The sequence below is a fragment of the Actinospineispora eucalypti genome, from assembly GCF_039543365.1.
Lineage (GTDB): Bacteria > Actinomycetota > Actinomycetes > Mycobacteriales > Pseudonocardiaceae > Pseudonocardia > Pseudonocardia eucalypti.
Genome location: NZ_BAABJP010000064.1, coordinates 102,712 through 117,868, shown reverse-complemented (window position 1 = coordinate 117,868; position 15,157 = coordinate 102,712). Strand labels below are relative to the sequence as shown.

Sequence of the window (15,157 nt, the reverse complement as noted above, 5' to 3'; positions counted from 1 at the left end):
GCAGCACGTCACTCGAGGCGCCCGATGTACCGGCGGGGCTCGGGCCGCTGACCGGGGCCGGGCCACCAGGGCTACCGGTGCCGGTACCCGGGCCAGTGCCAGTCCCCGGACCGGTGCCAGTACTGGTGCCCGGGCCGCCGGTTCCGGTCCCGTTCCCGCCGGTTCCAGTTCCGTTCCCGCCGGTGCCTGTCCCGGTGCCTGTCCCTGTCCCTGTGTGAGTGCCGGTTCCGGACCCGCCGGTGCCAGTGCCGGTGCCAGTGCCGGTGCCAGTGCCGCCGGTGCCCGAGCCGTTGCCGGTGGGGATGACCACGAAGCTCGGCTTCCCGTCGGGGCCGGTGCTGGCCTTGACGGTGTAGGTGGTCCCGTTGCCGCCGACCACCGGAGCCTGGCCGGAGACGCCGCCGGTCACGGGGGCCGAGCTCCCGTCACCGCGGGTGAGGATCACGTGGGTCGGGGTGCCGTCGGAGTCGGTGACGAGCCGCGCGTCGACCGGGACCTCACGCGGCGGCCCCACCTCGAACAATCGCGGGTTCTCCGGGATCGGACTGCTCGGAGCGTCCTTGATCTCCCGGGTCACACCCTGCCGGTCCACCTCGAACAGCCGTGGGTTCTCGGGTATCTGGCCGGTGGGGGCGTCCTTGATCTCCTGGATCACACCCTGCCGGTCCGCCACGAACAGCCGTGGGTTCTCGGGTATCTGGCCGGTGGGGGCGTCCTTGATCTCCCGGGCCACCCCCTGCCCGTCCACCTCGAACAGCCGTCGGTTCTCCGGTATCTGGCCGCTCGGCGCGTCCTTGATCTCCCGGACTTCGCCGGGCTCGGTAGTGCGGAGGCCGCCGCCGAGGTCTTCGAGGATGGTGATCCGGGGCGGTAGGGAGGCCAGGTTGGTGGTCCTTCCGCCGGAGAGGACCAGGGCTTGCATCTTCGCACCGAGGTTCCGGTGCGGTGCGTAGCGGTTCACCAGGTGCTGTGAGGCCAGGGGCATACCTAGCAAGCCCCAGCCCATCATGATCTGGCCGAACTCGTTCCAGTCCCAGGGCTTCTTGTTGCCATTGGCGTCCGCGACGTTCGTGTCCCAGATGTACTTGCCGGTGGCGTAGCCGTTGAGATACACGAAGTCGGCGAGGATGGCCCGGTTGGTCCACATCAGGGTCGGGGAAGAGGCCAGCTTGAGCGCGTTGGCCGCCTCGCTGGCGGCGATGCCCGCCTTGGTGGCGGCGAGGGCTTCCTCTCCGGCTAGGGCGGCCTTGCTTCCGGCGCTGGCGGCTCTGGTCGCGGTGATGCCCGCCTTGGTGATGGCGCCGGCGGCGCCGAGGGTGACCATGGAGACCACGTTCCCGGCGATGGAGAGCCCGGCGTTGACCCAGTCCATGGTGGTGATTTCCTGACCATGGTTGGCCATGTTGCTGAGGTGGCTTATCTCCTGGGCGGTCGAGACCGTGGCGGCGGCGCCCATCATCCCGATGCCGATCCCGGTGAGGACTTCACCGCCGAACGGGAGGGTCAGCAGTCCGCCGAGGGCCATGGTCCCGCCGAGGACCCAGCCGCCGTTCCTGTCCCACCAGTTCGGTGCCCTGGCCCCGCCGCCTATGTAGGGATCGTCGATGCGGCTGGTGGCGTTGCTCGTGGTCCAGTTGTTGTTCGTGGAGATCTGGGTATCCGGGGTGAGGTATTTGTTGTTGTCGTGGAAGTCCTTGAAACTGTCGTAGCGCATTCCCTCCTGGTCGAAGATCTTGTCGTACCACCCGGGTTCGGGCTGGTCACCGATCATGCAGACGGTGTCCTGGCAGGGCGTGTCCTTCTGTTGGAAGGATTCGGTGAAGGTCCAGGACGGAACGACCTGGCCGTCCTTGTTGACGACCATCATTCCGTTGGCTGAGACGACACCGTCGCCCTTGTTGTCCTTTCTGTATTCCTCGATCGCCTCGCGGGCTTTCTTGCCGCCGAGCTTTTCGACTTCGTCGAGGCTGAGCTTGCCGGCGTCCTTGATCCCCACTGCGTCGAGGTACTGCTTGTACACCCCCGGCTCGTCGACGATGCCCTGGGCGGCGAGCTCGGCGCGGCGGTCCGCCGCGGTCGCGCCGGGGGTGATCGGGTCGCCCATTTCGTCGAGCAGCAGGCCGCCCTGGTCGAGGGCCTTGGCCAGCGTCGGGTTCTTCGCGGCGTTGGCGTCCTGGGCGGGGTCGAAGAATGCCGAGCGGGCCGCCATGTACAGGTCGGGGTGCCCGGAGGACGGCAGCGGCATGCCGCCGGCGAGCGGGGTGTTCGGGTCACGTGAGCCCTGGTCGCGGGCGATGGTGTTGTAGTTGAGCTCCGCCAGGCCGGCCAGCGGGTGGTAGACGTCGCGGGCCAGGTCCTTCTGGTACTTGCTGTCCGACTTGTCCATCTGGTCGGCCAGGGCGTTGGTGTCGTTCAGGAAGTCCTTCCACTCGGTGAGCCGGTTGGCCAGGTTGGTGTCCCCGGCCTCCTTGGCCGCGAGGATGTCGTCCTTGCGCTGGTCCTCCGGCGACATGGTGATCTTGCCGGGCAGGTCCTTGGTCAGGTTCTTGATGTTGGTCTGGACTGCCTCGATCGCGGACTTCTTGTCCTTGATCTTCCCGCTCCAGGCATTCATATCGTCGGCCTGCGCCTTGGTGGCGCCGCCGGCCGCGGTCAGCGCGTCGTTCTGGGCGTTCCACTCGGCGGCCTCCTGGCCCAGTGCCCGGGACTCGGGCAGCAGGCTCATGTTGACGACCGTCGCCGCGCTGGCCTTTGCCTTCTGGTCGAGGGTGAGCTCTACTCCCTTGCCGGTCTTCGGGTCGATGCCGTACTGGGGGAGCTTGCTCTCGTAGAACTCCTTCTGGGCCTGCTGGAGGGACTCGCCAGGGGTCTTGCCGACCAGCTCGGGGTCCTTGCCCAGCTGCTGGTCGTCGGCGCCGGTGGCCTGCTGGTAGCTCAGCCCGGCGATGCCGTCGACGATGCCGCGAGCGTTGGCATACTCCTGGTCCATCGCCAACGCCTGCTTGATGACCTTCAGGTGCGGCTGCAGCTCGTCGTAGGACAGCTTGCCCTGGTTGTACTGCTTCTGCGCCGCCACCGCGTCCTGGAGCCCGGGCAGCTGCTTCTCCAGCTCCGCGCTGCGCCGCTGCAGGGTGTCCAGCGCGCCGGCGACCTTGATGACGGCCAGGTCCTTCTGCCCCTGGGGCAGCTCGGGCAGGTTGTCGACGTACTGCGAGTAGTAGTGGGTGCCGTTCTTCTGGTCGTACTCCTGGAGCAGCTTCTCGCCGGCCGCGTCCAGCGGCGGGAGCGGGTCGCCGGGCTTGACCCCGAGCGGGGCGAGCGCGTCGTAGATGTTCTTGTCGATCGGGGTGTCCTGGCCCGGCCGCTTGTATGTGGGGTCGATGCCGGCGAACCAGGACGCGTGCGGGTCGCCGAGCCAGCCGAGGTTCTTCAGCCCCTCGCTGGTCTTGCACTCCTTGGGTCCGGCCTTGCAGCCGAAGCCGCTGTTGCCGGTGATCTCGCCCTTGTCGTTGACGGTGGGGAAGAGCAGGTAGCCGGCGCCGTCGAGGATCTGGCCCTTCACGTTGGAGCTCTTGCAGTCGTCGCCGGTGCAGACCACGCCGCCGCCGGGGCCGTAGAGCATGCCGATGTGGCAGCCGTTCTTGCCACCGGCGTTGCACTGTGAGGTGTTGCCGTACGGGTCGATCCACTTCTGTGTCCCGCCACCGATGGACTGGGCCTCCACCACCGCCGCCTCGGTCGGGGTCTGCCCCTTCTTGATCATCGGCTCGAAGACCTTGCCGACGACGGTCTGCTCGTGGCCCTGTGCCCAGTCCGGACGGGTCAGCGTGCACTTGCCCTCACACCTGATCGAGCCGCCGTTGCCGTCGGCGTCCGGCGAGTAGACATCGAGCTGCCCGCCACCGATGACCTGCCCCTCCGCCCACGGCGCACCCCTGGCCACCTGCTCATAGGTCAGCACCAGCCCCATCGAATCGGGGTTGAAGCCCTGCGCCCGCATCTCGTCCGCGGTATCCGGGTAGATGACCACGGTCTGGCGCTCGTCCTGGGTGATCTTGTAACCGCTGGGGAACTGGACGAAACCGGTCTGGCCGTAGCCCATCAGGTAGTGGCCGTGGGTCCCGTTGGCGCCGGCGGTGGTGATGGTGGTCCAGTTGTTGTCCTTGGTCCGAGCGTCGCCCTCGGCGTGGATGACCGTGCCGTCGGCGAGCTTGACCTCGCCCTCGCCGCTGAAGTTGTAGGTGCCGGGGGTCCCGTGCCCGTCGCGGGCGCTCATCAGCCACGAGCTGTCGGCCACGTCGACGTGGTCGGTGAGCTTCTTGCCGTCCTTGCCCATGGCGATGTTGCCGGCGTCGCCCTTGCAGCCGCCGTTGCAGCTGAAGGTGAACGGCGAGCCGTCGGTGCCGCCCAGGTTGCCGCCGTTGTGGGCCGGGCCGTTGCTGCCCTCCGGCCGCGAGTCCTTGAAGGTCATCTCCGAGCTGGTGACGCCGTCGTGCACGGTGCCGTTGCCGAACAGCCACCAGAACCCGTCGCCGCCCTTGCCGTCGGAGGTCAGCCCACAGCCGACGTTCGCGGTGCAGGTGGACGGGTCACGGCCGGACCCGGACGGCTGGGTCACCGTCGGGTTGCCCTGCTGGCCCTGACCCGGGAAGGCGATCGTCCCGTCACCGCCGCCGTTCGAGTCGCACGCCTTGCCGGTGTTCCCCCCGCACTTGCTCTCTACCAGCTTGCCGTTCGGGTCCTTGGTGAAAACCGTGTAGGAGCCGTCGCCGTTCTTCTGGAAACCCGTCATCGAGTCGCCGGGGTCGAGCACGTTGTTCAGCGTCTGGGCGTCCCACGGCGTGTAGCCGTACTTCTTGGTGATGCCCGCCCACTGATCCCCGGTCAGGCCGTTCTTGGCGTTGGACTTGATCGGGTCCATCATCTGGCCGTTGCGGCCCATCAGGGTGATGGTGCCGGCGCCGTCGTGGGCGAGGTTGCCGAGGTTGCCCAGGCCGTTGCGGCCGGTCAACCAGTTCGAGGTGCCGTCGAGGTCGATCTTGTCGGTGAACTTGCCCTTGCCCACGTCGTAGTTGCTGAGGCTGCCGTCGCAGCCGCCGTTGCAGGTGAACTCGAACGGCTTGCCCTTGCGGTTCCCGAAGCTGCCCTCGTTGACCGCGCCACCGACCACGCCGGAGTTCTTGTAGTGCAGGTCGGACCCGGTCATGCCGTCGTGGACGGTGCCGTCGCCCTTGACCCAGTACTTGCCGTCGCCCTTGCCCTTGTCGTCGCCGGTCAGGCCGCAGCCCAGGGACATGTCGCAGGTGTGGTTGCCGCCGCTGGGTGCCCCGGTGGGCCGGTTGGACTGGACCCGGCCGTCCTGGGTGATGGTGATGTTCGTGCCGCCGCCGCCGGTGAACGTCTCGCCGGGCTTGCACTGGGCGCAGTCGCTCTTGACGACCTTCCCGTCGGGGGTCTTGCTGTAGATCGTGTAGCCCTTGTCGTTCTTCACTACCAGGTCGCCGGACTCGCCGTCCTTGAGGCCGTTCATCCAGGCTTCGGGGTCTTGGACCTGGTGGGCGGCGCGGGCTCGGGCGATGGCGAGCTGCTCGTTGTAGGAGGGGCCGGTCTTGACGAACCCGGTGGCGTGCTCGGCCTCCTTGACGAAGCCGGAGCAGTCGCCGAAGCAGTCGACCTTGGCGTACCCGGCGCGGGCGTTGGCCTGGGCCTGGACACCGCAGCTGCCGCCGCCCTGCTTGTTGCCGTGGCAGGTGCCCGAGGCGTCGGCCTTCCAGTAGCCCGACGGCTGGTCGCGATTCTTCTCGCTGGCCTGTACCGAGTCGTAGTCGTGCGCCTCGGCGTGGGCGGAGTAGGTGTTGACGCAGTTCTTGGCGCCCTTGCACGTCGCCGAGGCCTGCGCCTGGCCGGGGCCGGCGGTGGTGGCGGCCATGACCTGGACGGCGCCGCCGCCGTTGGTGCCTTCCTCGGAGCCGTGGGCGTAGGCCTTCGCCCAGTTCGGCCCGGCGCTCGAGGAGTCCTTGGCGGTGGCTTCGAACCGGTAGCGGCAGTTGGTGCCCTTGGTGCCCTGGCAGCTGGCGCTGGCCAGCGCGCTGCCGTCATCCGACGCACCGACCTGGACGCCTCCGGCGCAGCGGCCGTCGGTGGTGGGGGAGCAGTCGGCGGTGGCGGTGGCGTTGGACTTCTTCGCCTTGGCATCACCCTGCGCGTGGGCGGTGCAACCCTGGGCGCCGCCGCACTGGAACTGCACCTGCGCGGTGTCCGGAGAGGCGGTGGCCGTGGTGCCGGTGGTGCAACCGGCGCTGCCCTCGCACTTGGTGGTGGTCTTGGCGTTGACCTTCTCGGCGCCGGTGGAGTTGCTGTCGCTGGTGGCGTGCACCGGGCAGCCGGTGTCGCTGCCGTTGTCGCAGCTGGCAGCGATGTTGGCCGAGGTCGTGCCGAACCGCTGCTGTTCCGGCAGGTTCGGGGCCGCGGCGGCGGTGCTGACCGAGGCGCGGATGGCAGCCTGGCAGGGGCCGGCGCCGTCACACGCGGTATTGCCCTCACCGTTGCTGGTGGCCTTGAACTTGCCCTGACCGGCTTGCGCGTGGGCGGTGCCGGTGACCTTGCCGGTGCAGCCGGCGTCGGGGCAGATCAGGTTGGAGCCGGTCTCGGCGGTGCCGGAGAACCCGGGAACGTTCTTGCCGGTGGGCTTGCCGTCCTTACCGGCCTGCGGCTGGCCGGAGTCGGCCATCAGCATCACGGTGGCGTCGCTGGTGACCACGCACCCGCCGCTGCCGGCGGTGCAGGTGGCGTCGGTGTGGCTGGTGCCGGGGAGGCCGGTGGTGTCGCCGGTGGTGGTGGCGGTGCAGCCGGGGTCGGCGCAGTGGGCCATCGAAGAGGACTGCGACCAGGCGGCCGGGACAGCGTCCTGGGGGAGCGGCTTCTTGATCGCCTCGGCGGCGTCGGTGTAGGCCTTGTTGGCCTGCTCGGCGGCCTTGGTGGCTTCTTCGGCCTGCTTCTTCTGTTCCGCGGTGGCGCCCTGGGCGGCGGCGGTCTTGCTGGCCTGGTCGGCCTTGGTCTTCAGGTCGGCGGCCTGCTGCTTGGCCTGCTCGACGGCGGTCTTGTTCTGCTCGGTGAAGATGTCGGCGACGACCTGCCCGGACGCGGCGGCGGAGGTGGACATCGCCTGGCAGGCGGCGCCGGTGGTGTCGCAGGTGCTGGTGGTCTTGCCGGTGGCTTCCGGTGGGCCGCGGGTGCCTTCGCCGCCGTTGTTGTGGCTGGTGCCGGTGATGCCGGTGGCCGAGGAGTGCGGGGTGCCCTTGCAGGCGGTGTTGCCGTCGCAGTTCAGGTTGGCCCAGGCGGAGGTCCAGCTGGAGGCACCGGGGACGGAGGGGCCGCCGGTGTTGGCGGAGCTGCCGGGGGCGGTGGCCGGCTGGTTGGGCTGCTGGCCGGGCTGGCCCGGGTTCTGGCCGTCGTTCTGCTTCGCGGTCTGCCCAGACTTACCGGTCTGCGTGCTCTGGCCGTTCTGGGCGGAAGCGGCGGCGCCGTCCTGGCCATCGCCGCCGACCTCGGTGTTGGTGGTCGTGGCGTTCTGGGTCGGCTGGTCCTGCACCATCGGGCGGATGATGTTGGCGTCTGGGCTGCTCGAGGCGCCGCCGTTGATGACCGCGACGCACTGGCCGCCGGTGGCCCCGGTGCAGGATCCTTCTGCGCGGTTACCTCGGGGGTCGTTGGAGATGCCGGGGTTGGTTGCCAGGACGGTGCCGGTGATCTTCCCGCCGCCCTCACCGGTCAGCTTGCCGCCGATGGTGGAGGCGACGGAGGGGCCTTGGCCGAGGCGGTCGGCGTTGATGGCCTGGTCCTCACTGGCATAGGTGAGGGCGGCGCCGGGGCCGGTGGTGGCGTTCGAGAGCGTCTGCACCTGGCAGGAGCTCGCGCCCTTGTCACAGCCGACGGTGCCTTCGCTGGTGCGGGGTTTGCCGCTGTCCACCGCGCCGTCCCAGGCGGCGGCGGTGGTCTTCGCGGTGCCCTCACAGTTGGCGGACTGGCAGTCGAGGGACGCGGAGGCGCGGCTGGTGGAGGTGGGGCCGGTGGTGGGCTGGCCGGGCAGCGGCTTACCGGTCTTCGGGTCGTACTTGAGGAAGTCGGGCGCGCTGGAGGCGTCGCTGCTGGTTTGGCCGAGGCAGCCGCCGTTCTTCACGGTGCACTCCGCGGTATCGGAGGTCCCGCGGCGGTGCTCGGAGCCGGAGGTGTCCAGGGCGGAGGTCTCCGCGTAGGACTTGCCGCCGCAGGTCTTCGAGTTCTCGCAGCGGACCTGGGCGTCGGCGTGGCTGACGCTCACGATGCCGGCCGGAATCTTCGCCCCGTCCGCCCGGACCTGCTCAGCGCGGTAGGCCACCTCGGTGCTGGCGGCCGAGCCGCAGGTGCCGCCGGTGCCGTGCACCTCGCAGCGGGTGATGCCGTCGGAGTCGCGGACGCCCTTGATGTCTCCGGAGGCTTCGCCGGAGGTGGCGCCGTTGTCGGAGGCTTTGCAGTCGGCCGACCCGCAGAACAGCACGGCGGTGGTCTTGCTGGTCGCGGTGAGGCTCTTACCGAGTTCGGTGATCGGGTCGGTCTTCTTCGGCTCGACCGGCTTGCCATCCGCCCCGATCGTCGGGGTGGTGGTCAGCGCAGTGTCGAAACCAGTGCCGCCGGTGTTGTCGACGGTGGAGGAGGAGTCGTTGGCGCAGTCGCCGGTGGCGCCGTTCACGGTGCAGTCGTGGTGGGCGTCGGTCTTGCGGGTGGCGGTCTTGCCGTCGATGCCGGCGGTGATGGTCGCGTTGGTGGCGGTGTTCGCTTTGCCGCCGCAGCCCTTGTCCTGGTCGCAGTAGACCGAGCTGTGCGCCAGCACGCCCTCACCGTCGCCGGTGTTCTCACCGAGGCCGGAGGAGGTGGTGCAGGTGCCGCCGTTGACCTCGCAGCCCGCGGTTCCGGTGTGGGTGCGGTTGTCGGTGTTGGTCTTAGCCGGGGCGGCCGGGACCGCGGCCTGCCCCGTGGCCGGGTCACCGGCCACCGCCGGGATTTCGGGAGTGGTCTGCGTGTTTTCCGTCTTGCCGTTCGCGGTGCTGGACGCGGTGCCCTTGCAGTCCTTCGCCCCGGTGGCGCAGCGCACCGAAGCCTCGGCGGCCGGCTTACCCGAACCGGTGGTGCCTTCGTCGTCGCTGCCGAACAGGAACTCGGCCAGCCAACCCCGCTGCCCGGTCTGCGGGTCAGTACCGGCGGTCACCGTGCTGGTGGTGTCACAGCCGCGCGCGCTGGCCTGGCAGTGCGCCTTGCTGGAGGCTTCCCCGGTCTCCTTCGCGCGGGCGGCGGCCTGGGCGGGGGTCTCGTTCTCCGGGGCGGTTTCGGTGGCGCGCCGCCCGGTGGAAGCGTTGTCACAGGTGCCGTTGCGGGTCTGGCAGTCCGACCCGGCCTGGGAGGCGTTGGCGAACCCGGCGAGGGCGCAGTCCTTGGTGCACGCCCCGCTGAACTCGGAGACGCCGTCCTTCTTCCCCGCCGCGACGTCCTTCGCGTTGGGGGCGGTGGGCAGTTTCCCGTTTTCTGTGCAGCTGTTGCGTGCCTGGCAGAACGTGTCCGCCCCCGTGCTGTCGGCGGTGGCGGACAGGTTGCACTCGCCCTTGCCGCAGGTGGTGTCGGCGGTGGTCTTGCCGGCCTTGGTGGTGGTGCCGCAGCCCTTGGTCGGGTCGCAGAACGCGTTCGCCGCACGATCGCGAGCGGTGGAGGAGGCCGAGCAGCCGGAGACGCCGATCAGGCAGTAGCTCTGGTCCTGCTTGAGTTGCCCGGTTTTGGGGTCGATCGCGGCGGTGGAGCACTGGGCGAACGCGCCGTCGTTGGAGCAGGCGGCGCCGGCGCCGTCCTTACCCGGGTTGGCCTGGGCTGCGGTGTCGTAGCCGGCGGCGCCGCGTAGTTCGGCGGTTTGGGCGTAGACGGTGTCGCGCTGGGTGTTGTAGGCGGCGGCCTGCTTGTCATAGTCGGCCCGACTCAGCTTGCCGGCGTCGAGCTGCTTCTTGCTCTCGTCGAGCTTGGTCTTCGCGGTGCCCAGCTGCTGCTGCCCGGTGACCACGTTGTTGAGCAGCTCGCTGTTGTAGGGGTCGAGTTGGGCGGCGGAGGTGTCGGCGGTGGTTTGCAACGCCTTCTGCGCTGTGGCCTGCTTGTCGTAGTCGGCCTGGGTGATCTTCTTCGCGTCGAGCTGCGACTTGGCCGCATCCAGGGACTTCTGGCCGTTGATCACAGCGAGGCGGTCGTTCAACGCCTGCTGGGTGGTCTGCTCGGTGTCCCACCAGTAGACGGGCTGGCTGGTGTTGCCGGTGGTCGGGTTGTCCAGTAGTTGTGGGGGACCGCGGTTGGACAGTGAGCCTGGCTGGCGGGTCTTCAAGCTGCCGTCGGCCAGGGCGCACTCCACGTCGCCCTCGCATTGGGTCCCGGCGAACTGGCCATCGTTGTTCAACGCCCAGCCGTTGTCCTTGCCACCGCCGCTGCCCTGGCTACCCTGGCCGGCCTGCTGCCCGCCGCCTTGCTGCCCGGCGCCGTTACCGCCTTGGCCGTAGCGGTTCCCGGCCGCCAGCGCGGTCAATACGTCCTGCGCGGCGTCGGTCAACATCTCCCGGGCCTGCGCACCGGCCTGCTCACCGGCCACCTGGCCGACCAGGCCGGAGACGACGTCGGTGACCCCGCCCAGGATCTGCTCGAAATCATCCAGACCCGCCGGCCGCGTCCCCTGACCCTGACCGCTCTGGTTCTGGCCGTGCCCACCGCCGTTGCCGCCGGTGCTGTTGCCGCCGTTGGAGTTGCCGCCGCCGGAGACGCCGAGGGTGTCGAGCAGGTCGGACACGAACTCGTTGGTCAGCTCACCAATCCGCTCACCCAGATCACCCTGCCGCGGCCGCTGCGAACCCTGGCCCTGTCCGGACTGGCCCTGCCCAGCGGCGGACTGCCCCTGGCCCTGGCCGCCGCCCTTGCCGATGCTCAGCTGGTCGAACAGGCCGGTCAGGAAGTCGTTCACCGAGTCGCCGATTGACCCGAGCAATCCGCTGTCGCGGCCGGTGTTGTGGTTGGCCTGGATCGGGCGCTGCGCACTCGACTGCCGGTCGCGCTGGGAGAAGGCGTCGCCGATCTGGTCCTGAAGCTCGTCGAAGGCCTTACCCACGCGGCGTCCGGCCTTGTCGCCGGCGATCTGGGACACGATCTTGGTGGCGGAATCTCCGAAGTGGCCCAGCATCTCGTCCGGGTCCAGGTCGGTGTTCTGTCGCTGCTGGGGTTGGCGGCCGCTGGTCTGGTTCACCGCCGCCGGCCGCCCGGTGCCCGGTCGGGCGATGCCCAGGCCCTCGAGTAGGTCGGACACGAACTGCTCGGTCCGCTCACCGATCCGTCCCGCCAGCTGTTGTCCCCGGCCCTGGCCGGTGGTCATGCCGGCCTGACGCACCCCGCCCTGGGCGGTGTTTTGGGTGGCGTTTTGGGTGGTGCCGCCCCCTTCACCGGCACCACCCGACAGCATCTGGCCGAACACCCCACCCAACGTCTGCTGGGTCTGCTCGGCGGCGTCCTCACCAGCGACCTGACCGACCAGACCCGAGGCGGTGTTCACGAAGTTGCCCAACGCCTCATCCACACTCGACGCCCGCTGCTGTTGCCGACCTTGCTGCTGTTGCTGGGCGGCCTGCTGCTGCTGGCCGGCGGCCTTGGCCTCGGCCATGAACGCGTCGTAGTACAGACCCTCCCAGTAGCCCGGGTCATCCGAGTTAGGGCCGCCATCACGCGACTCGCCCCGGCCGCCGCCGATGCGGTCCATCAGATCCGACACGAACTCCTCGGTCCGGTCCTCGATCGCCCCAGCCAGGTCCTGCCCGCCGCCGCTGTTCTGCTGGGCGCCGCCCGCGTTAGTGCTCTGCTGGGCGCCACCGTTGTTCTGCCCGCCACCGGAGAGCAGCTGCCCGAACAGGTTGCCCAGCGCCTGCTGGGTCTGCTGCCCGGCCTGCTCGCCCGCGACCTGGGACACGATCCCGGAGGCGGTGTTCACGAAGTTCCCCAGCGCGTCCTCCAGGCTCGGCCGCCGCTGGGACGGCTGCGGGGCCTGACCCGAACCACCGGCCGAACCGTCCGAGCCACCGGTGGAGTCGCCGCCGACACCGAGCAACTCCAGCAGGTTGCCGACGAAGTTATTGGTCAACTGCCCGATCGCCTGACTCAGATCGCTCTGCCGCTGACCCTGCTGCTGCGAACCCTGCTGAACCTGCTGGCCCTGGCTCTGGCCGTTGCCCGACGGGCGGGAGATGCCCAGCTCGCTGAACAGGTCGGTCAGGAAGTTGTCCACCGACTCCGAGATCGCCGCGCCTAGATCGCTGCTCGGGCGCTGCGGCCGGGTCGGGGACTGCTGGGCCGGAGCCTGGCCGCCGCCGTTGTTGGAACCACCGACGCCGAACAGCTCCAGGAGGTTCCCGACGAAGTTGTTGGTCAGTTCGGTGATCTTCTGAGCCAACTGCTGCTGGCCTGTGCCGGACTGGCCGGTGGTGGTCGGGTCGATTCGGCGAGCGGTCTGCGGCTCTACCCGGCGCGCGGTCTGGGGGTCGATCCGCCGCGCGGTGTGGGCGTCGATCTTCCGCGCGGTGTGCTGCTCGCTCGCGTCCGGGGCGACCCGCCGCGCCACGGCCGTCTGCACACGCTGGGCGGCGGCCGGCTCGGTCCGGCGTGCGCTGGTCTGCTGCACGCGCTGCGAGCTGCCCGTGCCGGCCTGTTGCTTTCCCTGCTTACCGAGGACGTAGTCGACCAGCTTGTCGGCTTTGTCGGCCCACTTGGCGTAGGCGTTGGGGTAGGCCGAGCGCTGCACCGCCTGCGCCGCGCGCGTGACCGACTTGCCCTGCCAGCCGTCGACGTTCTTCAGGGTCTTGAAGAACTTGGTGGCCGCATGCACCGGGTCGAGCACCTGCTTGACGGTGCCCCAGCCCTGCGAGGGCCGCTGTTGGAACAACCCGAGCGAGTCGAGGTGCCCGTAGCGGACGTTCTTCAGGCCCGACTCCTGGAACGCGGCGGCGAGGGCGACCTGCAGGCCCTTGCGCGGGATGCCGAGTTTCTGGCCGACCTCGATGATCGTCTCGGCGTTCTTGGCCTGGGTGGCGGAGATGCCCTTAGGCAGTTTCACCGACGCCGGCGTGCGTTCGTCCTTCTTCGGGGCCGGGCGGGCGGCCTGGGCCGCACCGGACTTGCCGCCGCTGGTGGTCTGTTTGGGACGTTCGGTGCCGAGCAGGTCGAGCAGGTCCTGGGTGAACCCACCGGTCAGCTTCCCGATCCGCTCACCCACATCCTGCCGAGCCTGCGGCCGCTGCGCCCCGCCCTGCTGGCCCTGCCCGGAGGGGCGGGACAGGCCGAGCTTGCCGAACAGGTCGGACAGGAACTCGTTCACCGACTCGCCGATCGCCTGACCCAGGTCGCCGCTGCTGGGCCGCTGCGGGCGGGTCGGGGACTGCTGGGCCGGAGCCTGGCTGCCACCGTTGTTCGACCCGCCGACACCGAGCAGCTCGAGTAGGTCGGACACGAACCCGTTGGTCAGCTTGGTGATGCTCTGTGCCAGCTGCTCGCCCTGGCCCGGCTTCTGGGGCTGCGTGCTCTGGACCGCGCCGGGCTTGGTGTTGCCGCCGACCAGGTTGACGAGGTCGGAGACGAAGTCGTTGGTGAGATCGGTCAAGTCGTCGGCGAGGTCACCGTGGTTGGGGCGCTCGGGGCGGGTGGTTTGGCCACCGGCCTGGCTGCCGCCGTGGGGGAGGGCCTTGGTGATGCCGCTGATCAGGTTCTGGACGAACTCGAGGGTGTTGCCGAGGATTCCGCGGGGCCGGGAGGCCGGGTCGTCCTCATCGTCACTGCCGTTGTTGTGCTGGGGGTGGGGGCGGTGTCCGGCCGGAGGGCCACGGCCCCAGTTGCTGTCGGGTCGCTGGTCGGAGAAGTTCGGGTCGCGGTCGGTGCAGCCAAGAGCCAGGCACACGATCGGGCCCGACTCGCCGCGCTCGGGGGCCAGGCCGGAACCGCCACCGCCGGGGGCCTTGGCGGCGCGCTCGGGCATCCCGGCCTGGATGGTGCTGAAGCCGTTGCCGCCGGCGCCAGAGTGGTTGAGCCGGTTGCTGGCGGCCAGGGCGGCGGACACCTCCTCGGCCACGCTCGACAGGGCCTGCTGGGTGCGGGCGCCGGCCTGCTTGCCGGCCACGGTGCCGACAAAGCCGGAGACCAGGTCGACGACTCCGCCCATCATCTGGTCGACCTGCTCGGCTGCGGGGGCCTTCACCGCGGCGGGCTGCCCTACGCTCCCGGACGATCCGCTGCCGGAGCGGCCGGCCCACAGCCGGTACACGTCCTCGTTGTCGGTGAGCCGCTGGTCCGCCAACTCGCGGGCGTCCGCCACCCGGGTGTCGATGGCCCGGTCGGCGCCCCGTGGTTCGGCCGCCGCGTCCCGGATCCGGGTGACCGCGTTCGCCGCTTCCTCGTTCACCTGGCGTTCAACATCGCCCCGCGTCGCCGGCTTGGCGGTGGGGGCGTCGGACTGGCCAGCGCCGCCGGCGTTGGAGCCGAAGGAGACCGCGTGGCCGAGGCGGTCGAGCAGAGCGGACACGAAGTCGGTCACCGGCTCGGTCACCGACTTGGCCACCGACTGCGTGGTGGTGGCCACCGGCGCCTGGCCGCTCGGGCCGCTCTGGGGGGCGGCGGGCTGGCCACCGGCGTGGCCGCGGTCAACGAGCGGCCATTCGGTTTCCGGTTGCTGAATGGCCGCCGGCTGATAGCGGGCGCGCAATTCGGACAATGACCGCGCCGGCGTGGCGGTGGCCATTGTGGCCACTTGCCCATCCAGCCGGTTGATGGCCTTTCCGGGATTGTTGCTCACCGAAGTCGGCTTGGCCGAGGCGGTGTTTCCATTCGCCCATGCCGGTACCGAATCGGTGTCGTCGGCGGGGTCTTGAATTTCCCCCTGCGACGGCGCGATCGCGCTGACGTTCGCCACCGGGACGACCCCGGTGGCGGCGGCGGACTCGGTCGAGCCGGCGAACAGCCCGATGAGCACCGCGGCGATCCCACAGGCCATGAGCAGCCAGGTTCCGGGCATGGCAACCAGCGCGGTGCGCACGCACCGCGCCAGACCAGCCGGAACCAGGGAACCCAT

The 15,157-nt window shown here is 69.8% G+C and carries 1 protein-coding gene (cut by a window edge); it reads right to left on the bottom strand.

Annotated elements, in window-relative coordinates; genetic code table 11:
- On the bottom strand, positions 1–15,157 hold part of the coding region annotated (locus ABEB12_RS39730) for a preprotein translocase subunit SecA (protein WP_345703549.1) (this coding region is incomplete at its 3' end). 19,905 nt of the annotated region lie to the left of the window's left edge; 15,157 of 35,062 annotated nt are visible.